Raw genomic sequence first — 25,088 nt, 5'->3', positions numbered from 1 at the left:
GATGAAGCGCTTTTAACGCTTCTTATATCTCGCATTGTAGCCCTCGGCAGAGCAAGATTATACAAGGTATGAAAACGAAGTGTCATACATTGTATGTGTCTTGCTATTAGAAAAATTTGCTTACTACCAAACATTGCTGTCACCATTTGTGTTTAGCCATTTAGTAAAATCTTCACTAGCTTTTTGACTATCTTGGTTGTAGATATGGATGATAAAGCCTTGAAGATTGGACGCTTTATTAAGTGTTTTATCTAGATTGCTTTGTAGTGCAGATCTGGCTTCATTTGTCTTATGGCTATCATAAAACAAGTAGCCAAAAAAGAAGATCGCTTCTATAAATACAAAGGCAATTAATGCAGATACTATCTTCTTCATCAAAGAGGTAAAAGATGAGTTAATCTTCGATATGGTTTTGTCTGCACCTTTTAGAGTATTTTTAAAGTTGTTTTGAATATCTTTTGTTGCATTTGTAAGTTCAACACTTCCTTGTTCTATAAGTTCTATTTTTTCTTTAAAGCTTTTATCAAAGCTATCTGCAGTTTGATTAAAAAGTTCAATATTATTTCCAATATTTTCACTAGCCTTATTGCTCATTTCGATATGTTCTTGTAGAGCAATTACGGCATTTGCCGCAACTGCTGTATCGCTACTCTTGGTTATTAGTGCCATTGCTTAGCTCCTCACTTTCTTTCTTATCTTCTTTGGAATCGAAAATATGACATGCATCAGTGGGTTGATTGGCATTTGTTTCTTCATACTCTTTTCTCCATTTGGAAAACTCCTTATTTGATAGCTTTACGCTAAAACGATTTTCGATTAGTAACTTGCACTCTTTGATCGTAGTTTGTTGTGGAAACAAGACTTCAATACATGCTTGTTTAATCTCTTCTTTTGTTTTATTTTTTCTAATAGCCTTTAAATCATTTAAAAGCATTTTTTTACTTGGCATTTTTTCTCCTTTTTGCCATTTAAAAATCAAGAGACAGCAATAGCTATCTCACCAAATAGACATACCTATAGTGTGCCCATTGCTTTAATATAGTAGTTGTTGATAAGGTTTTTATTTAAGTAGTTTAAAAGTAGAGAACTAGTACAATAGGAGTCCTAACAACCTATCGTAGAGGTTCTCCTTTAATTACTTAAATGGAGCCTCTGCTTTTAACTAATTTTGATCATCTTAACCTCCTTTGGTTAAAAATATTTTATTTTTAAATTTGTGTGTATTATAGGATATTTTGGTGGCTAGTTTGTTTAAAGTGGTAAATAATTTTTGATTTTTATTTCAGAAGCACGATGTATCAATGGTTTTTGCTTATGATCTATTACATATCATAAAAATACTTATAAATTACTTAATGCTAGTATCTATATTAGGAATCGAAACAAATATCTTAAAATTATAGACCATGAATGACCTTATTTTCAAGCAAAAAGATAAAAATGTTTTATTAATAACATGTATTTCTTTAAAAAAATAAACGAAAAATATTACATAATTATAAACTGCATTCTAGATAGTCCCTAAGCAGATTCTCAAATTTCACCCTTAGATACTCAGGCTCTTTTATCTTGATAAATGGCAGCCAGTATTTGACCACACGCAGGATCTCATCGTCATAGGCTACCTCTGTGCTTAGAATGATCCTATCTTTATCCTCGCTTATTATTTTAAAATTTGGCAAGAATTTCTTTCTTTTAAAATAGCTCATCGCCTCACTTTTTATCTCTAGCATCACTTCAAATTTTACGTCCGAAAACCAGTTTGTATCGTTTTGCTTGATACGGTTTGTAAATTCTTCATTTGGTTTAAATGTGCTATCTTTTATCTTTATATTTTCAAGCTTTGAAAGGGTGAAATTTTTAAGCTTGCTACTATCATCTGCTAGGAGGTACCAGACGCCATTGTTGTTTATTAGCTTATATGGTTTTAGTGATCTAAATCTAGCGCTATAAGAGCACTCAACTATCTTATTTTTAATGATAGCAGCACTTATCTCTTCAAACTCGACTCTTGAAATTTGTAGATCCTCAAAGCCTTGATTTTTGATGAGATAAGCCTTGTTTAGTTTCTCATTTAAGACGTCGCTGATAAATTTATCGTCTAGGTCCGGAAATAATGACTTCACTCCACTAAGTATTGCAAATGCCTGGATATCTTTATAGCTAAGCTTGCCAAGTGCGTAATCAGCCAAAAAGTATTTGCCATTTGTTTTTTCTATGGGCAGTATATTTAGGCGCTCAAAGTCCCTTAAAATGGTTCTTTTATTGACACTAAATTCCTCCGTGAGCTCATCTATACTAAGTCTTGCTCCGTCATTTAGCTTTATTAAAATTTGAGCGAGCCTAAAGGCTATCTTGTCGTGATAGTGCATCTTAAATCCTTTTAAAATTTTCGCTATTTTATCCTAAAAACAGATCAAGACACAACCTGTCAATGCTCTGGTGTAAATTTCATTAAATTTTTTAAAAAAGGAGAAGATATGAGCTTAGCCGAGATCATAGATAGAGCAACAAGCAATGTACAAATAGATGAGGCAGGTAGAAATAAAATGCACTACTACAAAGAGAGGTTTAGTGCATTTGAAAAGATAATAAATGATGAAAATTATCAGATAAATGGGCTAAAGCTTTCAAATTTTCAAGGTTTTACTTCGTATGAGCAAAATTTAAAAGATATAGACAAAGACCTAGTTGATATGGCTAGCAGCGCTATGTTTATAAAAGAGTTTAGTGACCACTCTGCAAGCATAGGGCTAGACATATCCGACATTAAAAGCACTATGGCCCATAATGGCATGCCAGCGATCGTTAGAGGCATTTCTAGTGGGCAAGATGCTATCCAAAATGCTACCAAGCAAGCCATACAAAAACTTTTTTCATCAGATGTAGCGGTTAGATCCGCGGTAGCTTGGTTTGAGATAGAAGAAAGTATGGAATTTTCAGACTTAACAGAGGCCATAAATATCATAGAACAGCATCTTGAGCCAGATAGTGACATAGTCTTTGGGACTACAAGCGATGTTAATAACACAGGTACTACCAAAATAACTATACTTGCTATGATCTCAAGAGGCGTAGGCTAAATTTTATTTGCCTCAGCTCTAGCTTTTACGAGTTTAGCTAGCACACTACCTTCTCCAACTCCTACTATCTTTGCTCTTAGTTTTGTCACGTCTGCATGGCTAGGGGCTTTGGCATGAACTGTTTCATTGCGTAAGTCTTGGAGTGATGTTATGACTTTTGGCAGAGTTTTGGCTACATAAGTTTGCAACATATTTCCTTCTAGCGTATCTTGGACAAGATAGTTTTTAAAAAGAAATTTATAGGTTCCTAAATTTGGTTTATTGTTAAACATATCAGCGACCGTAAATTTTGAGCCTTGAACTTCATAGGCTATCTTTAGGATGGCTGGATTTTTATCTGTGAGCTTTCTAAAAAGCACTTTAGCAAAGGCATAAATTTCTTGCTCCATAGTCTTTGAGTATTTGACTACGACTGAGCTAAAGTCATAGAGTGGGTTGGAGATGTTGTCAAGATACTCTATCTCGGCTGAGATGATGTTTTCTATACTGTCTGGATGCATGAGGTTTATCAAATTTTGCCCAAAGCAATAGCAAGTCAAATTTTTCTTGATCTCTAAAAACTCATCACTCTTATAAACGTCAGGATAGAATTTGCTCTCGTCATCAAAGTAGCTCATGCCTTGTTTGGTATCTATAATGAGTGGATAGACGTAGGCATTGCCATAGACTGCGTATGTGTGACCATTTACCGTGAAATTCGCTAGGTAGTTATCTCTAACACACTCAAAGTCGTTTCTAGCTAGCTCCCTTATGTCACTTATCACAAACCACTTCTCTACATCAAGTCCTTTTTCTTTGTAGTAACTCGGTGCGATCTCGCCCATATCATCACTTGTGATAGAGATGACCTTTGCTACAAATAAATTTGAATAGTCAGTTAAAAAGAGATGCAAAAATTTGGCATCGCTACTTGAGCTTAACTCTTGAGCAAACTGCTCTATTTGTTCCTCAAAAGGATTTATCATATCTCGGCGCTTGCTCTTTATCTTGCCAAAGGCAACCTTGCCCTTGTCATTTAAAATTTTAAGATGCTGCTCGATAACATCACTTTGGTAGTATGGGTTGTAGAGGATGAGGATATTGTGAATTTTATCTGACATAGTTTTACTTAAAAATTTTCTTTATTAAATCAAACATGCTGTAACCAGTATCTGTGTATGGTTTGCGCTCAAATTTATCATTGCCGCATTTTGGACACACTTTTGGTATCTGGGCCATATCATCAGCATCTAGGCAATCACTGCTAAAATGAACTACCTTTTCATAACCGCAGTTTGTACAGCACATTTTAAATGGATTTGGACGTCTTGGCATTGTTTTCTCCTTAACAATATAATAAACAAAGTTTGTCACATCCTATGTGATTCTTAATTTTACCACAAAGGATGTGACAAACTAAACATAAATTAAATACTCAACTTTAGTTTCATATAAATTTGCTTTATAAGCTCCTGTAGTGCTGGCAAATATAAATTTAGTGCTAAAAATTTAATGATCTTATACATGACATAACCAAACAATAAATCTAAAAATAATCTCCACATTTTTGCTTCTTATCTTTTTAAATACTTTTTACAACATGAAACACTATTATTCATAAATTTTCTCCTTAAAAAATTTCTCATCATAGTATCTTTTATATACATCTGTAGCATCTTTAAAAATAGTCGCGATCTCTTGCATATGTATGGCGGCTCTTAGCTCTCTTAGTGCTTTAACTAGTCTATTGTTTAGCTCAAGAAGTTTAATGATAAGCACTTTTTCATCTTCTTCAAATTTGTTATAGTCATCACTCTTGCTTTGCGCTAGATCAAGTTTAGTAATGTTATTTGTTATCATCCAGCCTACTGTAAAGTCTATCATCAAATTTAGATCGCATAAAATTTGCAAATCTTCTTTTGAATTTATAAAAAGAGGAAATAATTTATTAAAATTTTCGCTATCTGATCTGTTAAATTTTAAAATTTTCTCACCGCTAATGGATGTGTAGGCGGACTTTAACTCTGGTAAATTTTCTATGCCAGAGAGTTTTTCTTGCAAACTTTGCAAAGAAAGAAAAAGGCGACTAATAGTTTCATTAAATTTACGACTTCCGTCTAGCTCATTCTCTTCTAAAAAAACATCATCGCTAATGACCAAATCACTCATATCTATATCGTCATGCTTGTGTGGTCTATGCTCATTTTGCGTGTTGTTATATGGTGTGCATGTATTATAATTATCAAAATACTTTTTCAACCCAAAACCTATAGCTCCAAGCGCCACGCCGCCTATGATGTATCTTAACATCTATGCTCCTTTGATTTGATTTATGGTGAAAATTTAACTTAGTTGCATGACAGGTTGTGTCGTAGCATGTGAAGAGGCTAAAAAAAGACACAATAATTAAATATTTGTCTATCAAAAAGCCTAATCATACTTATTGTTCGTATTTATTGTAAAAGTATAATAGTCTTTTGGTATCACTATATGCAATTCAGCATTATATTCTGGCGGTGTTGTAGAAAAATTCTTTAGACTTATATTTTTTATATCGTAACGTAGAAAATAATCTAAATATTTTGACCTATATTCACTTACTGCTTTATAATTATCCATCATATTGCTATATGCTTTTTTAAAATCTTTATGATTAGTAGTGTTTAAATAGGCTATAACAGCAATAGGATTGTTTGAAATTATATTTTTTAGCTTATTTTGCGCTACTAGCAAAAGTGCAAAGCCTAATATATCTTTTTCGTTTATTCTGATATCGTTTTTTGGGACCATGTGTTCAATTTCTGTAGATTGATCATGCGTATATGTTAACAGCCCCTTCTGATCTTTAATCTTTAAAAGCTTTATTGCTTTTTTCATTGCCTCTTCATCAAATAAAATTTTTAATTCTATTTGATCTACCAGTGTATTTACTTTGCTTAGGGCATCTCTTATTTGTTCTGGTGTATAAACGTATGGATTGGCTTGCTCGAAGTGCTTTTTGTATATAGTTTGCATGGCATCATATGCATTTATTAGTTTTTCTTCTTTTAACTCTTTCCAGTCTGGCTTCTTGCACTTTTGTATATCAGTTATAGCGGTTTTTATGCTATCGCCTGTTATTTTAGTAACATATTCTATGATTAAATCAATTTCGACCTCCTTATTAGAGAGGGCATTATACATATGCATTAGATATTCTGGTGAGACTTGATGGGTTCCTAATATTCTTTCTGCCCAAGCATGCGCAAGACCAAAATCCTTACTAGATGTCGTTAAAAAGTCCAAAGCAAGAATCGCTGCTAACACATTATCTTTTATTCTATCTAACATTTTCAAAACTCCTTTTTATTAAAATATAAGTGCCATTCTAATAATAACAGGTTGTGTCAGTTAGCTTATGTTATTTAGCATATTTTTAACGTATTCTAACTCCTCTATATTTATCTTTTTGCCTTTTTTTGCTTTGTCGGCTATTATTTTTGCCTTATAAAATTTTTCTTGTATAACTTCAACTCCCTTAAATAAAATTTCTTTTGCTTTTTTGTGTTTTTCAAGCTCTTGATAGTTATTATAATTTATGTATCCACAAGCATCCCTGGTAGTTCTAAATATCTCTGCAAAATCATCTTTGTCAATAGCATTATCTATACTTTTACATAGCTTTTCAAAAGGTGTATCACCTAGTGATGAAAATAAGACAATCAACTTTTTTATGCTTTGTTCAAATAATGTCGGACCTACGCATAATATCAATGGCATAGAACTATTATTGTATTTTAAAAATGGCATACTTTCAAATTTCAGTGAAATTTGGGCGTAACTCTTTAGCACTTCAAGTCTACGGATATCATCGCTGCTTAAATTTTTATCCTCTTGCATAATCACGTACTTTTCTTTAAGTAGCTCATCTATAAAAGCGTCTATCTTTGAATCTACTAAATCTAATAATATAAAATTACAAATAGCTTTTATGCCAAACGGAATAAAAAAATTAAATCCATTTGAAAATAAGTTGCTGTCTGAGACTATAGACAATAATGATATGGAAAGATCATTATTTGCTGAAAAGTAACTCCTAAAACTCTCTACCTTTGTTTTTAGCTTTTTAAAATTTTCACTAAAAACATCCTCTCCTTTATACTCATTGCCAAACTCATCTAAAAATTTTTTATATGAAATGTAATTTTGCGGAATGATTTTCTCATTTTGTATATCCTCAAGTATAGGTTTAATGGCAGCTAGAAGTTTTTGTCTAAATTTATCTTTATTGCTTTTAAACAGATCAAAATCAAGCAGAGAAATCTTATCTCTCAGCCTCTTTCTTATCTGCTCCATATACCCTATAACACTATTATAGGTAGCTACGCTAAGCTCTCTGCCTATCTTTTCATACGATGAGTTTAACAAAATTTTGACAGCCTCATCTTTGCCATACTTTTGACTTTGTGTTCCAGCTCTTGTTTTTCTTGATATGGAGCAAATTTTTATACTCTTAAGATTATTTTGCTTGCAATTTTTTTCAAGTTGGCATAGCGTGTCATCATCAGCGACATCGCAGTGAGTAAAGACAATGGTTCCGTCTATATCATATTTTTGCTTGATCTCTTTTATTTTGGTTATCTCGCCAGGCTCTATTCTGGCACTTGAAGCATTTATAACGTAAAACAAAGCATGTATGATTTTATTTGGATCTTTTTGACTCTGCTTATGAGCTAAAAAATTATCAAGCTCTCCCATCCACTTTGATTGATTATCGGGTTCTAATCCTACAGAATCATATACATTTATCTTTATGCCCTCTTTTTCAAAATGATATGCTTGAAAATTTTCAGACCAGCTAGTTACCGGCTCTCCTGAACCAGTAGTAAATTTATCCACATCAAAAAGATAGTTTGCAAAAGAGCTTTTGCCGGTGCCAGTTTTTCCTATGATTAAAATATTGCAAGCAACACTCATAGCCTATCCCTTGAATTGATCTTTTGCTTTATTCATAAAATTAAATATAAATTTTGAGTTAAAAACTTCAGCCCAAACAGGCATTTGACCAGTCTTTAAAAACTCATTTAGCGCCATAGCATTTGCCTCGGTTATAGCAAAACCAAATCCATAAGTAAGCCCTCCTGCAACAGCTGCGTTTATGAGCTGCCCTAAAACAGGTATCAATTTTGTAAGACTAGCTGCTGCTGCCTTGCCTACCATTTGCAGTAACTGTGCTTTTAAAAGCTCTTCTAGATTTAAAGCGCTACCGGTATTTAGCCAAAAGATATTTGTTATCTCTACACACATGGTTATTTGCTGTGGTGCTATAAGAAGGGCGTCTGAGACTGGTACTGGATTTAGCCCTGCTGTTGCAGCAGTCGTTGCAGCGGCTATTTTTACTATCCTATAAGCTTCTTGCTTTTTAAGCTCTATCGAAGAAATTTGTGCCGATATGAAGGCTTGTCTTAGCATATCATCATCAAGTTGACCAACAGACCACTCAAGCAAAGCATCTATATCAAGTTTCATACTTTCATCATTTGTGGTTTCAAAAAAATACATTGGGCCGATTTTTTCTTTGATGATACCTTTAAATTCGTTTGCATCTTTGCCACTACCATCTTCCAGTTCTTCATCGGTATCACATTTTGTAAAAACTATTGCGATTTTATATCCGTTATCTTTAAAATACTTGATATTTTTTATGTCGTAAGGCGTTACTCTATGATTTGCTATAGATATACAATACCAAACTATATGTATCTGCTCATCCAGATTCTTTTTTTGAAGTTTTTCAAGCTCAGGGATTATATTTTGTTCGAAATTTGTATTGTTTTGCTCATTTGTACTTGTTGTTTCGTACCCCTCAGTGTCATAAAACACTATCGGCACACTTTGGCTCAGATCTTCTATTCTGTTCATACCTTTAGTAATAGGAGCACCAACACCAGCCTTTGCTGCATTTTTGCCAAATATACGATTTATAAGAGAGCTTTTACCAACTCCGGTTCCGCCAACAATAGCTAAATTTGGTTTTTTTATCGCCGCTTTTTGCTCTTCAAACTCTTTTTGGAACGCCTCTTCAAATTTTGTCATAACAACTCCTTTACATGTTAAAATAATTTAATATTTTACAACTATTTAAATAAAAAATATATTTTATTTAAAAAATATTGTTTTATTGCTAATTATATGCTAACTTTTAGGACATTACATGTCTTTTTTGCTAATCCAAAAATAATTAAGCATTTATTAAAACACTTGCTTTTGTTTTTGATTTGATTTACGATGAAAATTTAACTTAGTGGCATGACAGGTTGTGTCGCAGATGATCAATTTACTAAAAACCCTCCACACACTTATGCTTTAGCTTCCTGCTATACTTACTTTTATCTTTTTTGACCCTTGTCGAGAGAGAAATTTCTCGCCTTATGTGAGACAATATATTTTGATCTCGCTTTTGCATTTTTTATCCTTTAAATTTATTTTTACAAATAGGCGAAATCTTACAAATTAGCAGTGTCAAATGCTGACATTTAAGTGCCCATTTTGCGTGCTCTAGCTAGCTAAAACCTCTTTTAGAGTATAATTTTAAAAAATCTCTCAAAGGCAACCATGCTAAAGTATTTAGAGTTAGCCGTTTGCGGCACAAATTTAAAGCCCACCTATCCATTTATAGGCTCTACCATCAGAGGCACTTTCGGACACGCGCTAAGGTTCGCCAGCTGCCCTTATGTTAGCCAAGAGTGCGGCACATGCGACATTTCTGGTAGCTGCATCTATGATGAATTTTTTGAAAACATCTCCGATACGCCAAATTTCAGGCTAGATATCGAGCTTGATTAAACGAGCTTTGACTTTAAAATTCTACTTTTCGAGCATGCCGTTAGCTACCTGCCTTATGTAGCTATCGCTGTTAAAAATATGCAAGAGATCGGTCTTGGTGCAAGTAGAGATAAATTTAAGCTCAGCCACTTCGCGCTAAATGGCAAAATGGTTGAAACCAAATTTTTAATAAACTCCGAGCCAGAAACTCTAAATTTCACACCAAATTTCACCGCAGGCGACTACGAGATCCACCTTCAAACCCCACTTCGCATAAAACAAAAAAATGCCCTAGTTAAAAGCGAGATCGATTTTAGGTCATTCATCCGCCAGATCGCCATGCGATACGAGGGCATTTCAGGCACGCAGATAGATAAATTTGAAGTTAAATTTGACCATTTCGAGCAAGAGCTTAGCTTTTACGACCTTGAGCGCTACTCAAACCGCCAGCACACCAAGATGCACTTTGGCGGCGTCACTGGCAAGATGCGAGTTTATGGCCTTGATGAGCGCTCAGCAGGGCTTTTGCAGCTAGCCACTATCACAGGCGTTGGCAAAAGCACCGTTTTTGGACTGGGTAAGATAGCTGTGACGCAGATCTAGCCTTTGTGCTTCTGGCTAGCTTTTGCGTCAAGCACTAAAAAGCTAAAAAGGATAGCCTATGTTTGATCTAAATTTAGAGGATATTTTTACAAAAGATACATTTGACTATGCGCTAAAAAGGCTCAAGCACACAGCCTTAGGGCTTGACGGACTTAGCATGGATGATCTCTGCACGGAGGCATTTTTTACTGAGCTAAAGGATGAAATTTTAAACCTCTCTTATTCGCCCCAGCCACTAAAACGAGCCTTCATCCCCAAAGAGAACAAAGATGAGCTTCGCAAACTAGCCATCCCATCTTTAAAAGATAAATTTGCACAAAACATCCTCATTAGCGAGCTTTCAGGCTATTTTGACAAAGGCTTTTCAAACCGCTCTTACGCCTACCGAAGTGGCAAATCATACTCAAACGCCATCTTTAGGGCAAGAGATTTTTGCTTGACGCACGACTTTGTCTTAAAAACCGACATAAAAGACTTTTTTGAAAACATAAACCACGAAAAACTGCTTGAAATTCTGCGCTCAAATATCAAAGACACTCGCATCATTAGGCTCATCGAGCTTTGGATAAAAAATGGCATTTTCGAGCGTTTTGACTACACCTCTCACACAAAAGGCGTCCATCAAGGCGACGTCTTAAGCCCACTTCTTTCAAACATCTATTTAGATCAGATGGATAAATTTCTCGAGCGTAGCAGCATAGAGTTTGTAAGATACGCAGATGATTTTGTTCTATTTTTTAGCTCACATGAAGCCTGCGATCAAGCATTTGCTAGGCTAAAGGACTTTTTAGCAACCATAAATTTATCCCTAAACGAAGCCAAAACATCCTTGCACGACAAAGATAGCGAATTTACCTTTCTAGGCGTAAATTTTAAGTCCCACGAGCTAAGCATAGGTGGTGATAAATTTACCCACATCCTCTCTAAACTCACATCCTCGTCTAAAAAGCCAGACATCGCCCAAAGCGTAGAGAGCATAAACGCCTATATCTCACATTTAAAGACCATCTCGTTTAAGCTCTTTTCGCCAGCACAAAAAGATAGCTTTTGCCTGCATTTTGATGAAGTTTTGACAAATTTAACTCGCAAATTTCTAAAAACTATAGACAAGCACACTCTAGCAGACGCTCTATCAAATTTAAATTTTCCATTTGAGCTAAGCCACTCTCTCAAAAAAGCAAAAATTCTCTCCTACTACAAAAACGCTAAACGCCCAGCCGTAAAGTCCGTCCAAAACGCCCTCGAAGCCAAAAAGCGCGAGTATACAAAGTCCTTCTCGCAAAGCTCCGTCATCCACATCACGACGCCATTTTACTTTCTAGCGCTCTCACAGGGTAAATTTGTTCTAAAAGACAAAGGCACTATCAAGCACAAATTCCCGATCGCTCAAATAACCCAGATCATCATAAACGCCCAAATTTCTCTAAGCTCCGCCGTCATAAAAGAGTGCGCCAAACGCAAAATTTCTATAAATTTCATCGACGAAAAGACAAATTTAAGCTACGCCACGCTCTTTACAGCAAACTCAGCCATCTCAAAAACCGCCGCCTCGCAGATCACCCTGCTAAAAACCAAAAAGTCTCTGCGTATCGCCCAGCAGTTCATCATCGGTAAGCTAAAAAACCAGATCAACTACCTAAAATACTTAGACAAATACCACAAAAGCCTAAGCTCCCACATTAGCTCCATGCAAGAGATACTAACCTCCCACGTCCCAAACGCCCAAAGCGTAAGCGAACTTTTGGGCTTCGAAGGCAGCAGCGCAAACGCATACTGGCAGGCCATAGCAAAGGCGATAGACTATAAATTTAGCTTCACCGCGCGCATCACGCAGGGTGCTACCGACATTGTAAATTTAGCCCTAAACTACGGCTACGCCATACTTTACTCAAAGATATTAAAGTCCATCGCCGCCGTAGGGCTCTCTCCTCACGTCTCATATCTGCACGCACTTGACGAGCAAAAGCCCACTCTAGCCTTCGATCTCATCGAGGAATTTAGAGCCTTCATCGTCGATCGCGCTATCATCTCTATGGTAAATAAAAATGAGCCTTTCGAGATAAAAGACGGCCTTTTATCTGCCAAAACTAGGCAAAATATCGCCAAAAACGTCAACGAAAAGCTCTTTGCCTACACGCAGTATAGAGGCGAGCAGCTAAAAGCACAAGACATCATCGATAAGCAAGCCTACGCCCTAAAGCGAGCCGTCACACAAAATGAAAAATACAAGCCTTTTATAGGGAGATTTCAATGAACATCATCATCTGCTACGACGTCCGCCTGACCAAGCGCCGAAACAAGCTAGCCGCGCTACTTGAAAGCTACGGCATAAGGGCAAACTACTCTGTCTTTGAGCTAGACATCCAAGAGCGTGACTTTTTCTCTATAAAAGAGCGCATATCAAAGATCATCGACCCTAAAACTGACAAAGTGCTGTTTTACCGCATCTGTAAAAGCTGTATGGCTAAAAGCGAGACCTTAGGCGATGGCAAGATATTTTGCCCAAGTGACACCTACGTCTAAGCGCCTTTTTTAGGGATTTGATTTTCGAACTTTTCTAAATTTCAAAACGCCCTTTTTACCCCATTTTTATATTTTATTAAGTTTCAAAATCTTCGAAAATCTCAAATTTCTCTATCTCAAAAAAGACTTTCTCGAACTTTTGCATTTTTGCACTTTTAAAGTTTCCTTTTTTAGGCACTTAGCATATAGCCCAAATTTGCCAAAATTCGAAAATCACACAAATTTTCACTTTTCATTTTAGATTTTCGAACTTTTTAGCTTTTATAAATGCCCTTAAATTCGCTATCTTAAGCTATCTATAAGCAAAAGAGTGCGAATTTGAAAAATTTTTTTAGCCACATTTTCGAACATTTTGCCATTTGTGATATAATGCCGCCTATCAATAGTTCTTTTAAAACTCATTGTTAATTTACAAGCGTTTTTTGGGCTATCTGATACAAATTTCCCCGATCTAGGGGATTGAAACGTTATTGTTGATACTGCTGTTCTCATTTTTGATCCTTTATATCTGATACAAATTTCCCCGATCTAGGGGATTGAAACCTAGTGACAGCAATTGCTGTGTTACCAATTGCATTACCGTTATCTGATACAAATTTCCCCGATCTAGGGGATTGAAACCTAGTGACAGCAATTGCTGTGTTACCAATTGCATTACCGTTATCTGATACAAATTTCCCCGATCTAGGGGATTGAAACGCAAAGCACCAATACTTACCGTTAATGAGAGCCATGCTGATTAGATACAAATTTCCCCGATCTAGGGGATTGAAACCACTCCTCAATTTGCTTTTTATCCAAAATCGCACCTTCAGATCTGATACAAATTTCCCCGATCTAGGGGATTAAAACAAGCCAGCTCCTTCAATGCCCATCCATAGCTCTGTTCCCATGGTTTATTAGATACAAATTCCCCAGATCTAGGGGATTGAAACAATAAAGCGTCCCATTGCTGTTGAGCATAAGCGTGTTGCTGTAATTAGATACAAATTCCCCCGATCTAGGGGATTAAAACTCAACTAAAAGCTTAGAACCTTTGCTTAGATATTGGTATTAGATACAAATTTCCCCGATCTAGGGGATTGAAACAACGATATCCAACCCTCCCACTCCTGACTACCATAGCCATCGTAGATCTGATGTAAATTTCCCCGATCTAGGGGATTGAAACCACGTGCAGTAATTGCAGTCACATGTGCAATAGTTACAGTCACATCACCCGATCTAGGGGATTGAAACTGATATACGCCTTTACATTCCATATCCCAGTCAAAATCATTAGATACAAATTTCCCCGATCTAGGGGATTGAAACTCCTCGCCGGTAGGCTACAAAAATTCGGCTTGGTGACCGCATTAGATACAAATTTCCCCGATCTAGGGGATTGAAACTTATCTGTTACTGTTAAAAGTAACAGAAGACAAAGACAGAGACATCTGATACAAATTTCCCCGATCTAGGGGATTGAAACAAAACTTTAGCAACAGCTTGAGTTGAAGCATCAACTTCAGATCTGATACAAATTTCCCCGATCTAGGGGATTGAAACGTCTGCAATGTCTCAGGTTGATTAGAAGCTATACTGAGATCTGATACAAATTTCCCAGATCTAGGGGATTGAAACAAAACTTTAGCAACAGCTTGAGTTGAAGCATCAACTTCAGATCTGATACAAATTTCCCCGATCTAGGGGATTGAAACGTACCATTCCCAGCACCAGAGGTTATCATCCCACTCGCGAGATCTGATACAAATTTCCCCGATCTAGGGGATTGAAACGTACCATTCCCAGCACCAGAGGTTATCATCCCACTCGCGAGATCTGATACAAATTTCCCCGATCTAGGGGATTGAAACTTTTTCTGCTTGACGATCTCTTTTTAATTCGTCAGATCTGATACAAATTCCCAGATCTAGGGGATTGAAACTTTCCAAAAGCTCTGGAAAGAACCTTTGGCAGAACAACATCTGATACAAATTTCCCCGATCTAGGGGATTGAAACATTTGTCCCTCTTCGTCAGGGTCACCGCAGTGAACAAATCTGATACAAATTTCCCCGATCTAGGGGATTGAAACTAAGAAACACTGATGTCAAGAGCATTAGACATATCCATCTGATACAAATTTCCCCGATCTAGGGGATTGAAACATAAATCCAGTTGGCATTGTCATTGGTTGAACACCATCTGATACAAATTTCCCCGATCTAGGGGATTGAAGCAGGTAGGTGCATCTAGCATAGTTCCCAAGTATTAATTCATAGATATATTTCATTTTAGTTATTTTTTAGTTGGTATATAAAAAAATAATCGTCATATTGACCATATCTGACAACGAAACTTTTTATAATTGCCTCCGAAGTTGATGCTAAAGCGTCAATAAAAAAATTAAGGAGTTTTTATGAAAAAGATCGCATTATCTTTAATGGTTGCAGGAGTTGTAAGCTCTGCTTTTGCTAGTGAGGCTGCTAATCTAGCTAATATAGCACCTACTAATCACGACAAAGTTGCCATCGCGCTAGATACTTACTACAAAGGTACTGACATATGGGGCGCTTCATCTTTTGCTCTTGGCTTTGATGGTAAATATGGCTTAGTGCAAGCTGCTAACGGCGAGCTATACTTCCGCTTAGCAGGTCATGCTGGCGTTAGAAGCAAGGATGTGCATAGATTTCTCGAGATAGGTGGCGGACTTGGCTGGTCTCAAAAGCTATCTGAAAATCAGTTTGTAGCACTTGAGACAAACTACAAATACGGCCTTGTTACTGGTAACATCGGCAGTGATCTTAAAAACTGGCGAGAATACGGCGTGCAAGCAACATACGGCTATAGAGTGGCTGAGTGGCTAAGTGTCGGTGTGAGCGGATCTTACGATAAAACTCAGTATGATCTATATGCCATCAAAAATATCAAAGGTTCTACATACGGCTTTGGCGTGCCTATATCTATAAGCGTCACAAAAGGGGCAAACCTTAATATATATGGCGGCTATCAAAGCCAAAGACTAGATGGTAGCGACCTGAAAAAGGGACAGCCTATAGTGACTTTGGGCATCACGGCGAAATTTTAGTTCATAGTAGCCAAGGCGTATGCTTTGGCTAAATATTTCTTTTTAGAAATATTTTTAACTAAATTTGCAAGCCTTAACTCTTTTTAAGTAAATGAAATATGAATTTAAATAAAATGTCAAACTTATTAATTTTAATAAAGGTAAAAAATGAACAAGTACCAAAACAGAGAACTTCAAAAAATAATTGTTTCGCTTCTTGGAAGCTCACTTTTGGGAGTTAAAGCGTTTTTGATAATAACTGGGGTAGCTGTCTTTTTTGCGTGGCTACCTGATGGTATGTCTGCATTGCTAGATAAAATTTTTGGAGGAGAAATTTTTACTTGGAGTGCAAAAGATGGAACTATGCTAGTTCAAATTTTAGGCTCGGTTGCAATATTTTTGCTAGTTAAGCAAATGATCCCAAAAAATGTTGCTAATGTAGAGATAAGTATAAATAACGAACCTAAAAAAGCAAAAGCATTGGTGCTATTTTTAAGTCCAAATTCAAGTGAAGAAGAAAAGTTGGAAAAATTTAAAAGCCTTGAAGACTTTAAATCTAACAACTATTTTATGCCTCTTACTGCGATTGACTACCATAAAAATAGGCTCACAAAGTTAGTCATCGCTTGCTCTGATCAATCCTTTAACGATAAGGATAAATTTTCAAAATGTGTGCAAAATATTTTTGGTAGCAAGATCGCAAAAATTATAGAGATAAAGAATGCTGGTGACTTCGAAAAAGCTAAAAATGTCTATGATTTTTTAGAAAATACATATGAAGAGCTTAAAAAAAACGGGTTTAAAGAGGATGATATCGTATTTGACGTTACTGGTGGCCAAAAAGTAATAGCCATAGCTGGAGCAATGTTTGCGATACCAAATGATAGGCATTTGCAGTATGTTTCTACAAATGACTATAGTGTTAAACACTATGACTTAATATATTCACAAAGTGAGGAATAAAATGGCTAAAATTCTAATAAGCTCATTGGGGACTGGTAGTAGAGATCAAAATACTCGTTGTTACAAAACAACCGACTATGAAATAGAAGGAAAAATCTACAAGAATAAAACTCTTATAGCTGATGTCTTATGCAATCATATAGGCATAGATAAACTATTTCTAGTCGGTACAAAAGATTCTGTATGGGATAGCGTATACGAAGAATTCGGTGGTGATAGACAAATTGCGGTACAAATAGATACAGATAAAAGAAACAAAAATGATACGGAATTTTTAAGGATAGTTAAAGAACAAATTCAAAATAAACTTGGAGAGAGTGGCTCAGAGTGTTATATTATAAAATACGGAATAAACGAAGACGAACTTTGGTCAAATTTTGATAAATACTTGCAAATCATGAATAATATTTCAAAAGATGACGAGGTGTATCTAGACATAACACATTCATTTAGATCGCTTTCTTTAATGAGCTTTGTGATGAGTGAGTTTTGTGCAAATACACGCGATTATAATCTAAATATAAAAGGTGTATATTATGGAATGTTTGAGGCTTCGAAAAAAAGTGAAGATGGAAGGACTATAGCTCCAATAGTAAATTTAAAGATGTTTTTTGAGCTTTTAGAATGGTCAAAAGCTATAAAAAATCTAAAATACTATGGAAATGGCTATGAGTTGATTGCCCTTATAAACAAATCCAAACAACCTGAGAAAATAAAAAATAGTTATATGGACTTTTCCTATGCATTAAGTATGTCAGATATTAGTGCGATACAAAAGAGCGTAAGGTCTTTAAGCAAAGATATTTTTGATTTTAGTGATCCTAAAGAGCATATATTAAAAATAATAGCTAATGATATAAAGGATTTTATAGATATTTTTAGAATAGATAAAATTTCAGATTTACAAATAGAGTTAGCTTCATGGTATGCTGAGAATAAAAATTTTGCTATGGCTTACATGACATTGGCTGAAGTCGTCCCTAGTTTAATATGCGAACAAAATGGTAAGGATCCTGCAGATAGAGATGCAAGAGAAAATGCCAAATATACTTTAAGAAAATATAAAGGAAGTAAAAATTACAACTCTGAGCATAAAAAAGCAGCAGAAATATATTTTAAAGTAAATAATATTAGGATCAACATAGCACATAAACTCGTTGAGGGTGATCAAAGGTCTAACTCTGATCCAAGAAATAGTGCAAATAACATACTAATTTATATAGACCAAATTAAGGCTATGAAAAAAATACACTTTAAACTACAAGAAAGACCATTAAGGTGAAAACTCTTTTTATTTTAATGAATCATGCTCTAACGCCAGAACAAGAGGAGGATGCGAGAGAAAATTTAAAAATTGAGAAATTTGTAAATATGGCTGATGCAAAGTGGAGCGACATAGATCCGTTTGAAAAAAGTGTATTAAATATCATAAATATCTACAAAGATAGACTTACAGGGCAGGCTAGTGCTGGCGATGTGCTGTTAGTTCAAGGTGACTTTGGAGCAACATATAACATGATAAAATTCGCAAAAAATATGGGTTTGACCGCCATATATGCTACTACAAAGCGTATAGTAAGTGAATATATAGAAAACGGAAAAGTTGTAACAAAACGAGAATTTAAACATGCAAGATTTAGAGAATATGAGGATTTATAATGGCGGAGTTAAACAATAAAACATTAATTATTTTTGAAATTTTAAAAAAATTAGTAAAAAAGCGAGAAATTTATCCATCAGATGCAGAGCTTTTAGACGAATTTGGCATACAAGAAAGAACGCTAAGAAGATATATAGAAGAGATTAAAATTTTATTCGGGGATTCATTTATAGTAGAAAATAAGCTTGTAAAAAATGCCAAAAGACCTATGGGTGTATTAAGAGTAGCTGATAAGAATAAAGACATAGTCATAGTTTTAGAGTATCTTTTAAAAAATAGCGACAATCTAGGCTGGCTAATCACTTTACTAAACGAAAACGACCCTAGCTTATTGAATGATTTAGATAAATATGAAAAAGAGGTATCTAGGCAGCTACAAGAAGATTCTGATATATTTTTATTTAAGACAAATCCTTTAGAAAATTTACAAGATGAGCCTAGTAAAAGGTATTTGAGCGAGCTTCGTAATGCAGTTGCAAACAGAGAATACCGAGATATTAAGTATAAATATATCGGCGAAGTCGAGAATTTAACCGATGCAAAATGCCTAAAAATAGTATTTACTGATGGAAATTGGTATTTGGCTATAGAGGATGCTAACGAAAATTTTAGGCTTTTAAGGGTGACTTTTATAGTATCTTTAACCAAAAGTTCAAAAAACTATCAAAAAAAGATTTTGTCAAAGTACAAAACGTATTTTAATAAAATACAAAACGCTATGAGCTTGCCATCAAATATGCCACAAAGAGCCCTACTTAAAGCCTCTCCTAAGGTAGCTATATATTTTCGTAAAGGCATGAAGAGCTTTTTCCCATCTCAAAGATTTGAAAAGACTTTAGAGGATGGCAGTGTTACGTTTAGTATAGATTTTACTCAGGATATAGAAATTTTGCCTTTTATAAAGAGATGGCTCCCAGATATTGAGATATTAGAGCCAAAAAGCCTAAGGGATAAATTCAAAGAGGATCTAAAAATTGCTCTTGATTTATTAAATAAATAATAAAGTATAAATAAACAAATCAATATTCCACAATCATAGGTATTCTGATGTCTTAGCATTAAAATATGTACCGTGGAATAATCTTTTCTCGTCTCAGACAATTCTTATCTATGAAAAAACATGCTAAAATTACAGTCAGCTTAAATTTTTGCTACATAAATTTTAAATTTGCTACAAACTTTAAGCCATATTTTATGAAAGGTGACTGCAATATAATATTGTAGAAATATCGTAGTTTATGTATTTATGGTGTCACGGGGGAGACTTGAACTCCCGACCTCCGGCTTATGAGGATTTTTTATATGAGCTCCTAAAAGCCTGAAATACGCACTTTAGACGATTTTTTGCTTAGTGATTACATAAAACTGTTCCATTTTTGACCGGTTGGCTATTAAATATGGGACAACACTTAAGGGAGCGAAACGGTATATATTACTACCGAGCTACACTTGCTCCAAGCATTAGAAAATTTTTTAACGAAAAGCGAGAAATTTGCTTCTCCACATCCACTAATCTCTTGGAAAAAGCCAGAAAAAGGGCTAAAATTCTAGATAATAATCTTTACCTGATAAAAAGGGCGGTTCACATGAATCTTAGTGATAGCATAATCCAATCTTTTGTAAATTCGTTTATGAAAGTAAAGCTTAGCAAGAGTATCAAAGAGCACTCTCTTCTTAACAAGAAGATGGATGTAGAATTTCTAAATGCGCTCAATGACTACTTTAAACAAAGTTTGATAGATGGCGATCTACCTCAAATTTTAATTAAGGATATAAGCAATATCACTAACACTGCTGGCGCTCTTGGTAGTATGGATAAAGAGAACATAGGGCAAACTCTTTTAGAGAAAAACATACTAACACTTAACTATCTTGTATCAAAGCTTGAGAAGAGCAGCGTGCTCTTTGATGACAAGCGTGAGCAATATTTTCTTGAAGATGACTCTAGTGATAACTTAGCCAAACATGCCAAACCTAGTTCGTTTGACGCTAAGGACATAGCTTCATTTCAAGAAAATATAAAAGAGCTTGAAGATAGCGGCTGTTTGCCTATTACAGATGGGCAGCTTAAGGCTATGGCTCAGAGGATTAGCGAAACGGTTTATGCCATACTAGATCAAAAGTATGGCTCAACTTCAAATTTAAAGCTAGTAAGAACAAAGAATGACCATAGAAGTATGGAAGATATCATAATGGATCCAAATCCACCAAAAAATATCAAGATAAAATTAGATGACGATAGTAGCTTTAGTATTTTTAATCCTAGCGCCAAAATAACCAAAGAGTATGAGATCAGGCAAGTACTGCAAGCAACATCTGGCTCTAGCAATCAATTCTCAGCTTTAAATTTAGAAGATCAAAAGAGCTTAAAGGATGCATTCGAGATATTTGAGACAAACACTAAAAGAGCTGACAAGTGGTCGCCAGATACGCAAAGATTAGTTACTGGCGTAAAAAAGCTCTTATTTTTATACTTTAACGAAGATACGCCAGTTTATAGGATCACGAGAGATAACTTGCTTGAATTTAGAGATCTTCTTTATAAAATTCCAACTAAGCTAGCTCAAAAGAGTAGGTATAAAGATAAAAGTTTATCTCAGATACTTAAGCTAGGAGAAAAGGACGATAAACTCTCTGAGCCTACTATCCAAAAATATATGATAAGGGTTATTCAGTTTTTTAACTACTGCTTTGATAGTGGTTATATAGGTAAAAGCATAACTGCAAAAATGAACGTCAAGATAGACATAGACCCTAGCGAAAGGGCAGTGCTTCCATACGAAGTATCAGAAGCTAGGAAGATCTTTGAGATAGTAACTAGTATCAAACAAAGTGGTAAATCTCCAAGCTCAAGGATAGAGGCTAATGAGCTCTACTACGTCACAATGATAGCTGCTTATAGTGGCATGAGGATAAAAGAGATCACACAACTTCATAAAGAAGATATAGTCTTAAAAGATGGAATTTACTGCTTTAACATAAACACAAATGATGGTAAAACTACCAAGACCAAAAACAGCATTAGGTTTGTGCCTATCCATAGTAAGCTCATAGATCTAGGCCTGCTAGAATATGTTAATAGCAAGAAAAGCGGAAATATATTTAAGGTAAGCAATAAGGACTTCTCTGAAATTTTTAGAAGCCAGATCCAAAGAAAGTTTATAGACAAAGACTCTAAAAAGACATTCTACTCTTTTAGGCACTACTTTATAGACTATCTAGTGCAGCGCGAGGTAGAAGCAAATCTTATAGCTCAGATAGTAGGGCATGAGAAGCAGTATAAAATTTTGCTAAACACTTATGCCAAGCCTATTAACGCTAACACGCTAAAGGCTAAAGTAGAGATGGTATCGTATGAAAATGAATATGGGCAAATTTCAAAGCATGAGTTTTAAGACTATTCTTATATCTTATTTAGTATTATTTTAGGTATTAAATAAAGGATAAAAATGCAAACCATACAAGCAAATTTTACAGCTAGCATAAGCGAGCTAAAAAAGTCTCCAGCTCAAATTTTAAAACAAGCTGGAGATAATGTCGTGGCTATACTAAACCACAATGTCCCTAGCGCATATCTAGTACCTAGTGCTGTCTATGAAAAAATGGCAGAGATAATAGAAGAGTATCATCTAAGTAAAGCAGTAGACGCTGCTCTAGTAAGTGGTGAAAAGCCAGTAAAAGTAAGCTTAGATGAGCTATGAGTTAGAATTTTTGCCAAGTGCTTTAAAAGAGTGGCAAAAGCTTGACAATAGCATAAAAGTGCAGTTTAAAAAGAAGCTAAGTGAGCGTCTAGAAAATCCAAAGGTTGCTAAGGACAAGCTACGAGGCTATGAAGATGTCTATAAGATCAAGCTAAGAGATGTCGGCTATCGCTTGGCATATCAAGTAAAAGATGACGAGATCGTAGTATTGGTGCTAGTTGTTGGCAAAAGAGAGAATAACGAAGTATACGAGATGCTAAAGGATAAATTTAACTAAGCATAAAGTCTCTTATCTTTAACTATCAATGAATAAATTTGACTAACTTGTAGTGCTTCTTTTATGATGAGTATAACCCCTATATTCTTATTATTTTATTTTTTTAATTTCATACTAGACTAAATTTCTAAGAGAAATTTAAAAGCTACAAAAATTATATTATATATTTCATAGTATTTTTTAAAAACACGCATTTTAGCGGCCTGAAGCCTAACGAATTCCTTGTTTTAGGCTGTGAAATTTTATAAAATAACCTTAAAAGATATTTAAAGAGCAAGTCTGACAAAAATTTTTATGGCATAGGATTTTTTGAGTGGCTTCTTCTTAGATTAGGAGTAAATTTACGTGAGTTCTGAAAAGATAAAAAAACGCAAGGTAACCAAAGTCATAACTAAAAGACTTAGGCTAAGTAATGCAGAATGGTTGGTAATTAATGATAAATTACAAGAAAGTGGCCTAACTTTCTCAAAATTTGCCCTAAGAGCTATGTTGTCTAAGCAGATTTATGCACCAATTATAAGGGAACTTCTAATTGAGCTATCTAGACATGGACAAAACATGAACCAAATAGCCGCCAAATTAAATAGTGGGAAAAGCCTAGATAGAGTTGGTATCAAGATCATAGCAGACGATAATGATGTCTTACATAAAGTGTATGAAGCATTGGGTAAATAATATGTTGCTTGATTTACTTTGCATCAATACAAATAAAGGCACTAGTGATGCTAGTTAAATTTCTTCGTACTTATACTGGTGGTGGCCTTGGGAGCATAAATTATCTTTTAAATGAGAGAAAAGCTGCTGGAACAGCAAGAGTTATAAAAGGTGATGAAAATTTAACTAGAGCTATTATAAAAGGCATCACCTATAAACAAAAGACCTGTTTTGGTGTTTTATCATTTGAAGAGAAGTATGACTTTTTGACTGAAGAGCAAAAACTAAAAATCATTAAGGATTTTGAACGTGCTCTTTTGGGTGAATATATGCTTGAACGTACAAATGTATTATGGGTAGAGCATTCTGATAAGGATGGACGGCTTGAGTTAAATTTCCTTATCCCTAAGATAGATCTTGAAACAGACAGGTCATTTAATCCTTATTTTGCTAAATATGATCAAACTAGAATAGATCTAATTAAAAAGATCATTAACGATGAGTATGGACTATCAAGTCCAGATGATCCAGCAAAAGAGCAAACTATATTGTCTAGCAAGAAAAACATCAATCATTATAAAAATTTAGAAGAGCTAGACCAAAAGTTGCACGATCTGGTTAAGCAAGGCTATATTAAAAATAGAGACCACATGATTGAACTTCTTAAACAAAATGGTATCGAAATAACCAGGATCAACAAAAAAGGCATAACGATCATACTGCCTACTAAAAAAACAAAAAATCGTCTAAAAGGAGGAATATACGATGCAGACTTCACCAGTGCTCAAAGACTTGGAGAACTCAGCCAAAGCTCAAGCAGAAGAATTAGAGAATTCCATGATAGAAATACACAAGCAGAGTGTAGAGAAAATAGGCGAAAACTTGAGGAGCTTATTGCTAAAAGAGATAGATTTAATCAAGAAAGATATGTCGAAAGAACTTCAAAAAACAATATCCTTGCATCACAAGGACAGATCGGTGATAATCTCGCTATCAGTTGCTACCGCACTAATTTTGGGAATAGCAATTGGCTGGGTAGTGCACGCAATGATATTAAAGGAAGAAGTAGCTTGGACGATACCAAAACAATGGAGATACAGCCAACCTACTGCAGACAAGACCCAGAGGGAATATTACATATCAATTCCAAAAGACGAAGAGATAACAGAGAACGAGCGCAGGAAATTTATATTAATGAAAATGGAGTAGAGGATGACAGCATTAGAGAAAGCATTGCTAGAAGAGAACGAGCGCTTGACCAAGATGATCGAAGACGAAAGGAACAGACACGAATTAGAAATAATGAATTTGCAACAAGACTGCGAGAAGGAGCTTGTGATATTACGGACAAATGTGACAGCGCTAACAAAGAAAGTCAAGAGCTTGAACAAAGATTGCAACGACGCCTTAACGGAATCTTTGCAGCAACAAAGAGATATGTACGAGAGTTCAATATCTTGCTTGGAAGAAAAATTAAAAAATTCAGAAGAAAAATTCCAAAATTTGAGAGAAGAATACGAGAGCTTACAGATAGAGTACAAGAGGCTACAAGAATATGTAGAGAATTTATAGAGGAGCGTGAATACACCCAAAAAGCCAGCATACATCACCATGTGAGTGATGTATGCAAGGAAAAAACTCAAAGCCTAGAAGATATGTTTTAAATTTAGCGACTATATTAAGTTTATTAGACAAACCATCTCATTTATTACTTCCAAAAAACCTTATTTGTTACGTTGTCATTTTAAAAATCTACTAAAATATATTTTACAGATCACAAAAATAATTTAGTC

25 protein-coding genes and 2 CRISPR repeat arrays are annotated in these 25,088 nt (G+C 35.1%); of the genes, 15 read left to right on the top strand and 10 right to left on the bottom strand.

Annotation, left to right across the window (positions count from 1 at the left end; genetic code table 11):
* Positions 1-123 precede the first annotated feature (123 nt).
* From CYP05_RS06750 to CYP05_RS06740, 3 genes are all read right to left on the bottom strand, one after another.
* Positions 124-669, bottom strand: coding sequence for a hypothetical protein (locus CYP05_RS06750; RefSeq protein WP_103642393.1), 546 nt, complete (start codon positions 667-669; stop codon positions 124-126).
* Positions 647-949, bottom strand: a complete 303-nt coding sequence (locus tag CYP05_RS06745) for a hypothetical protein (protein ID WP_103642392.1) — start codon at positions 947-949, stop codon at positions 647-649. The genes CYP05_RS06750 and CYP05_RS06745 overlap by 23 nt, the downstream gene beginning before the upstream one ends.
* A 547-nt stretch (positions 950-1,496) precedes the next feature.
* On the bottom strand, positions 1,497-2,372 hold the full coding sequence (locus CYP05_RS06740; protein ID WP_103642391.1) for a helix-turn-helix transcriptional regulator: 876 nt from the start codon (positions 2,370-2,372) through the stop codon (positions 1,497-1,499).
* A gap of 108 nt (positions 2,373-2,480) precedes the next feature.
* On the opposite strand from CYP05_RS06740, the gene CYP05_RS06735 reads away from it, so the two are divergent.
* Positions 2,481-3,083: a hypothetical protein gene (locus tag CYP05_RS06735; protein WP_103642390.1), complete on the top strand. Its 603-nt coding sequence runs from the start codon at positions 2,481-2,483 to the stop codon at positions 3,081-3,083.
* On the opposite strand, the gene CYP05_RS06730 is transcribed toward CYP05_RS06735, so the two are convergent.
* The 7 genes from CYP05_RS06730 to CYP05_RS10180 all read right to left on the bottom strand — a co-directional run bounded on the left by CYP05_RS06730 (position 3,080) and on the right by CYP05_RS10180 (position 9,507).
* Positions 3,080-4,183, bottom strand: a complete 1,104-nt coding sequence (locus CYP05_RS06730; RefSeq protein WP_258031534.1) for an HP0729 family protein — start codon at positions 4,181-4,183, stop codon at positions 3,080-3,082. The two genes, CYP05_RS06735 and CYP05_RS06730, sit on opposite strands and share 4 nt — an antisense overlap.
* 4 nt (positions 4,184-4,187) lie before the next feature.
* Positions 4,188-4,397, bottom strand: a complete 210-nt coding sequence (locus CYP05_RS06725; protein WP_103642389.1) for a hypothetical protein — start codon at positions 4,395-4,397, stop codon at positions 4,188-4,190.
* A 276-nt stretch (positions 4,398-4,673) separates the two neighbouring features.
* Entirely contained in the window at positions 4,674-5,372 is a 699-nt protein-coding gene (locus CYP05_RS06720; RefSeq protein ID WP_103642388.1) for a hypothetical protein, read from the bottom strand.
* Positions 5,373-5,492: 120 nt separating this feature from the next.
* Positions 5,493-6,392 carry a hypothetical protein gene (locus CYP05_RS06715; protein WP_103642387.1) on the bottom strand — a complete coding sequence of 300 codons (900 nt, stop codon included), beginning with the start codon at positions 6,390-6,392 and terminating at the stop codon, positions 5,493-5,495.
* A 60-nt stretch (positions 6,393-6,452) separates the two neighbouring features.
* Positions 6,453-8,018, bottom strand: coding sequence for a GTPase (locus CYP05_RS06710; RefSeq protein ID WP_103642386.1), 1,566 nt, complete (start codon positions 8,016-8,018; stop codon positions 6,453-6,455).
* 3 nt (positions 8,019-8,021) lie between these two features.
* Entirely contained in the window at positions 8,022-9,137 is a 1,116-nt protein-coding gene (locus tag CYP05_RS06705) for a GTPase (RefSeq protein WP_103642385.1), read from the bottom strand.
* A gap of 244 nt (positions 9,138-9,381) precedes the next feature.
* Positions 9,382-9,507 carry a hypothetical protein gene (locus tag CYP05_RS10180; protein WP_258031533.1) on the bottom strand — a complete coding sequence of 42 codons (126 nt, stop codon included), beginning with the start codon at positions 9,505-9,507 and terminating at the stop codon, positions 9,382-9,384.
* Between the two features lie 149 nt (positions 9,508-9,656).
* Between CYP05_RS10180 and CYP05_RS06700 the strand changes: the two genes are divergently transcribed.
* The 14 genes from CYP05_RS06700 (at position 9,657) to CYP05_RS06635 (ending at position 24,959) form a co-directional block, all read left to right on the top strand.
* Complete coding sequence (locus tag CYP05_RS06700; protein ID WP_103642384.1) at positions 9,657-9,887, top strand: hypothetical protein; 231 nt, start codon at positions 9,657-9,659, stop codon at positions 9,885-9,887.
* Between the two features lie 78 nt (positions 9,888-9,965).
* A complete protein-coding gene (gene cas6, locus CYP05_RS06695) occupies positions 9,966-10,469 on the top strand; it encodes a CRISPR system precrRNA processing endoribonuclease RAMP protein Cas6 (protein WP_103642383.1) in 504 nt (167 codons plus the stop codon).
* Positions 10,470-10,527: 58 nt separating this feature from the next.
* Positions 10,528-12,723: a CRISPR-associated endonuclease Cas1 gene (cas1, locus tag CYP05_RS06690; RefSeq protein ID WP_103642382.1), complete on the top strand. Its 2,196-nt coding sequence runs from the start codon at positions 10,528-10,530 to the stop codon at positions 12,721-12,723.
* Positions 12,720-12,992, top strand: coding sequence for a CRISPR-associated endonuclease Cas2 (gene cas2 / locus CYP05_RS06685; RefSeq protein ID WP_103574845.1), 273 nt, complete (start codon positions 12,720-12,722; stop codon positions 12,990-12,992). Before cas1 ends, cas2 begins: the two co-directional genes overlap by 4 nt.
* 429 nt (positions 12,993-13,421) lie before the next feature.
* Positions 13,422-14,163: direct repeats of the CRISPR family, unit length 37 nt; unit sequence ATCTGATACAAATTTCCCCGATCTAGGGGATTGAAAC.
* 105 nt (positions 14,164-14,268) lie between these two features.
* Positions 14,269-14,848: a CRISPR direct-repeat array (repeat unit 37 nt; unit sequence ATCTGATACAAATTTCCCCGATCTAGGGGATTGAAAC).
* A 544-nt stretch (positions 14,849-15,392) separates the two neighbouring features.
* Positions 15,393-16,061 carry a hypothetical protein gene (locus CYP05_RS06680; RefSeq protein WP_103642381.1) on the top strand — a complete coding sequence of 223 codons (669 nt, stop codon included), beginning with the start codon at positions 15,393-15,395 and terminating at the stop codon, positions 16,059-16,061.
* 147 nt (positions 16,062-16,208) lie between these two features.
* On the top strand, positions 16,209-17,003 hold the full coding sequence (locus CYP05_RS06675) for a TM1812 family CRISPR-associated protein (protein WP_103642380.1): 795 nt from the start codon (positions 16,209-16,211) through the stop codon (positions 17,001-17,003).
* Between the two features lies 1 nt (position 17,004).
* Complete coding sequence (gene csx2, locus CYP05_RS06670; protein WP_103642379.1) at positions 17,005-18,285, top strand: TIGR02221 family CRISPR-associated protein; 1,281 nt, start codon at positions 17,005-17,007, stop codon at positions 18,283-18,285.
* A gap of 17 nt (positions 18,286-18,302) precedes the next feature.
* On the top strand, positions 18,303-18,662 hold the full coding sequence (csx20, locus tag CYP05_RS06665) for a CRISPR-associated protein Csx20 (RefSeq protein ID WP_103642378.1): 360 nt from the start codon (positions 18,303-18,305) through the stop codon (positions 18,660-18,662).
* On the top strand, positions 18,662-19,663 hold the full coding sequence (locus CYP05_RS06660) for a helix-turn-helix transcriptional regulator (RefSeq protein WP_181001185.1): 1,002 nt from the start codon (positions 18,662-18,664) through the stop codon (positions 19,661-19,663). The genes csx20 and CYP05_RS06660 overlap by 1 nt, the downstream gene beginning before the upstream one ends.
* Before the next feature lie 586 nt (positions 19,664-20,249).
* Positions 20,250-22,058 (top strand): site-specific integrase, encoded by a 1,809-nt coding sequence (locus CYP05_RS06655; protein ID WP_103642376.1) that lies wholly within the window; start codon positions 20,250-20,252, stop codon positions 22,056-22,058.
* 54 nt (positions 22,059-22,112) lie between these two features.
* Positions 22,113-22,364, top strand: a complete 252-nt coding sequence (locus CYP05_RS06650; protein WP_103642375.1) for a type II toxin-antitoxin system Phd/YefM family antitoxin — start codon at positions 22,113-22,115, stop codon at positions 22,362-22,364.
* Positions 22,354-22,641, top strand: coding sequence for a type II toxin-antitoxin system RelE family toxin (locus CYP05_RS06645; protein WP_035167048.1), 288 nt, complete (start codon positions 22,354-22,356; stop codon positions 22,639-22,641). The genes CYP05_RS06650 and CYP05_RS06645 overlap by 11 nt, the downstream gene beginning before the upstream one ends.
* A 345-nt stretch (positions 22,642-22,986) precedes the next feature.
* Positions 22,987-23,316, top strand: a complete 330-nt coding sequence (locus tag CYP05_RS06640; protein ID WP_103642374.1) for a plasmid mobilization protein — start codon at positions 22,987-22,989, stop codon at positions 23,314-23,316.
* A 47-nt stretch (positions 23,317-23,363) separates the two neighbouring features.
* Positions 23,364-24,959 (top strand): relaxase/mobilization nuclease domain-containing protein, encoded by a 1,596-nt coding sequence (locus tag CYP05_RS06635; protein WP_103642373.1) that lies wholly within the window; start codon positions 23,364-23,366, stop codon positions 24,957-24,959.
* Positions 24,960-25,088: the final 129 nt, after the last annotated feature.

The organism is Campylobacter concisus (assembly GCF_002913545.1).
Classification (GTDB): domain Bacteria; phylum Campylobacterota; class Campylobacteria; order Campylobacterales; family Campylobacteraceae; genus Campylobacter_A; species Campylobacter_A concisus_AV.
Note: the sequence above shows the minus strand (reverse complement) of the source record. Positions and strands in the feature narration are given on the sequence as shown.